Source organism: Chengkuizengella marina, from assembly GCF_009910845.1.
Classification (GTDB): Bacteria; Bacillota; Bacilli; order Paenibacillales; family KCTC-33759; genus Chengkuizengella; species Chengkuizengella marina.
On the sequence record NZ_SIJB01000070.1, the window covers coordinates 1 to 3,419 of the forward strand.

Consider the following 3,419-nt stretch of genomic DNA (forward strand, 5'->3'; position numbering starts at 1 on the left):
ATACATCAAATCAGAGTTCTTAACTTCCTTTTGCAACCTCCTATAAAACTGGTGTGTTTCAATATAAATCTTAATTAATTCCTCGTCAGATTCTTCGTAACAATCACCTAAATATTCACGAATTATTTTTGCAGTTGGTACAGCCATTTTTTTGTTACCCCCCTTTCATGAAAATTTTTTCTGCGGTGTAAACGAAGCTGCGGGCCCGGTAGTTCTGCTATAGTAAATCAAGTTGGATGGTACGGGGGCTATACACAGTAAATACACGTAATTTTCAATGTTATCTCCTCCTTATGTCACTTCATTATTTGCCTTTACTTCTATTACTTTAATTCGTCTAGATTTCTTTCCCTGTTCCTTCTTCTTCCCTTTCTCTGGATGCTCTTTATTATGGCAAGACGAACAAACACTTAGTAGATTATCTATGTCTAATGCTAAATTAGGATTATCTTCTAAGTGTTCTATATGGTGAACTATATCTGCTAGAGTTAGTTTGTTTTGCTTTATACATAATTGGCATAGGTAATTGTCTCTTATTAATACAAGCTTTCTACAAGATTTCCATGTTTGACTATCATAGAATTTTTTCTTATTTGCATTGTTCATTTGTTTTCATCAAAATCTTTTTTCTTAGGATCTACACTCATGACTGGACCTTTACATTTAGGACACTTCATAGCATCACGTCTCTTATGATTTGTCTCTTCATAACCACATGTTTTATTCATACAATAGTGTCTCATTAGTTTATTCTTCATCAGCATTATCCTCCCATAATATTTTAAACAAAATAAAGAACCACGAGAATTCTCTTTACTCGTAGTTCTTAAATTCGCAATACTTTGTAAACATATTAAATTTAGAAAATACTAATCGATTTTTAAAAACTTATAGTTCCATCAAACCTTTAGCCATATTTTATCATGACTGAATTCAATTACAGCTTTTAATTCAGGGGAAAATAACCATGTATCAAAACTTACCGCTGTTACATCATCAATCACTTCAATTATTTTATCTAGTTGTGCTTCTACAGCAGGAATTCTGGCATTATCCCACAATATATAAGTAGGAATACTAAAATTGGTAAAATAATCTTTGATATCAGTTACTGATCTAACTTCTTTTCCACTCTCTTTTTTCCAATCAATTCGTCCATAATATGTTATTTCATATATTTTTTCAAATAGATTGAAGATAGAATCAGTTTCTTCTTTTGTTAAAACTCTTGCTGAGCTTCCCAAGGCTTCAATACACTCATCAAATAATGTCATATTAATCTCCATCTCCTTGCTATATTATCTGTTTAAATGTTCTAATAGAGATTAAAATCTTCTTCATCACCTTCAATAGGAAAAACAAACTAAATATAAGTTAGTTATTTTTTTCCCAAGAATGAGAATATATGATTTCACTTCAGATCATAAATTCCACCTATTTCTTATATCGTTAAAAAGAACAAGAACCACAAGTACAAAATATCCTTACTTGTAGTTCTTCAAAATACATAGTGATTTTATACAGAATTTCTTAAATTATTTACAATTTTCCCCACCCATTCTTCATATATTTCATATCTTATATCCATATCATCTTTAAGAACAAGATATCCATTCTCTAAAATATTAAATTTGATTGAGCCTATTTTTTGTAATTCTACTATTCTATCCTTATTTATTATCTGATGACTAAAGTAATTACCATCACCATACATACAAATAGATTCATCTTCAAATTTTATAGATATTAGAGAAACAGGAAATATTGCGACACCATAGGTTCCATATAAATATAATCCTGATGAATAAAAATTATATACTAATTTTTCAATCTCCTCATTTTTACGTTTAAGTTTAACTATATCTGTCTCATACTCAACATTTTCTGTATAGTCAAACATCATAGTAATCGAAAATGTAAGATCCTCATGCATTGTAATTAGTAATCTAAAAGGTACTTCTTTATCAAATATATGATAATTAAATTTTATCTCTTTGAAATAATGATTTTCTAAATTACACATACTCAAACTATTAAAAGGTACTTCGAACCATTCATCTGCGTACTCTTCAATCATTTCATAGTTAACTTGTGTTTCTTCCACTTCATATATCTCAGCGATTCCTTTTTTTATATTAAAATGAGAGAGTAGTTTTAAAATAATTTCATTTGAATATTTATCATAGACATACCCATTAATTTCATAATAAAATCCTGCCATATCACCCCTCCTAAATAAAAATAATTTAATATACATTAGCAATTAATCTATTATACCTCGACTACGTAATTGTTTTTCACTAGCTTTAACTGTTGTTGCTATTTCACCAGGGGTTTTACCTTCTTTATATATATAAACAAAAACATCCACCCCATCAACCTTTTTATAAAATCCTTTTACAGCATTACCATCTCTTAAAACATGATCAAAGCTGTGTGTAGCCTCAGTTAAAACTTCTTTATTAATTGCATACCACCTTTCTTTATCTTGCTTCCACTTTCCTGTAATACCCAAATCAGAGAAATCTTTTAAATGTCTATCATATCCATGCCTTATACGATTTTTTAAGGCATAGTCTACCCCATCATCGGTGAGACGAACAACAAATTTACCGGCAGTTCCTCCCCACCCTACTATTGGGACAGCAGCAGCATAGGAAAATGCAGCATTAACTGAATCACCTTCCATTGTATATAGGATTCCATTTATTATATCTGCTGGCTCACCTATTACTGGTACTACGCCTGCAATATCTAGCATTGTATGATAATCAACAGGAGATGCATAAACAAAATTAGCTGAATTAAACAGTTTAAAAAGAATAGGGTTATAAGTACTATTACTAGTATTTTCTACTGTACTTAAATCTACATGTCCGCTATCTATTATTGCATTTAAAAGATGTCCACTCGGATCATTATAAATCAATGGGTTGTTATGCACATACGTATACAAATTCATACTAAGTGGATTACTAATTGTCCCTTCATACGTATCCTCAGTAATAAACCTTCCCATCGATGGATCATAGTATCTTGCACGTAAATAGATCAATCCAGACTCTTCATCATATATTTCACCCGTATATTGGAAAGGGTTATCAAAGGTTTTTGTTTCATGACTCGTTTCAGTTAAAACATTACCCCAAATGTCATAATCATATTCTTTTAGAACATCTTTACTTCCATCAGCAGCGATAACTTTAACCACATCACCATGACCGTTATAGAAATAATATCCTCCTAAATTAGATGCCATGTCTTCTCTATATAATAACTGATTTCCCCAAATGTTTCTTGCTGTTGGGTTTCCTTCTTGATCTAATTCTTCAATGACATTTCCTTGAAAGTAAATATATCTTGTAAAGTCTCCATCTTGACTTTCTTTAGTTGCACGGAGTCCACCTACATAATATTGA

The 3,419-nt window shown here is 30.6% G+C and carries 5 protein-coding genes; all 5 read right to left on the bottom strand.

Going from position 1 to position 3,419, the window contains the following annotated elements:
* Positions 1–291: 291 nt before the first annotated feature.
* Entirely contained in the window at positions 292–606 is a 315-nt protein-coding gene (locus ERL59_RS20340; protein WP_160648062.1) for an HNH endonuclease, read from the bottom strand.
* Positions 603–758, bottom strand: coding sequence for a hypothetical protein (locus tag ERL59_RS20900; protein ID WP_201763652.1), 156 nt, complete (start codon positions 756–758; stop codon positions 603–605). Before ERL59_RS20900 ends, ERL59_RS20340 begins: the two co-directional genes overlap by 4 nt.
* Positions 759–899: 141 nt before the next feature.
* A complete protein-coding gene (locus tag ERL59_RS20345; protein WP_160648063.1) occupies positions 900–1,274 on the bottom strand; it encodes a CDI toxin immunity protein in 375 nt (124 codons plus the stop codon).
* 242 nt (positions 1,275–1,516) lie between these two features.
* Positions 1,517–2,221, bottom strand: a complete 705-nt coding sequence (locus ERL59_RS20350) for a hypothetical protein (RefSeq protein WP_160648064.1) — start codon at positions 2,219–2,221, stop codon at positions 1,517–1,519.
* Positions 2,222–2,263: 42 nt separating this feature from the next.
* The coding region (locus ERL59_RS20355; RefSeq protein ID WP_160648065.1) for an RHS repeat-associated core domain-containing protein at positions 2,264–3,419 on the bottom strand (1,156 nt) is incomplete at its 5' end.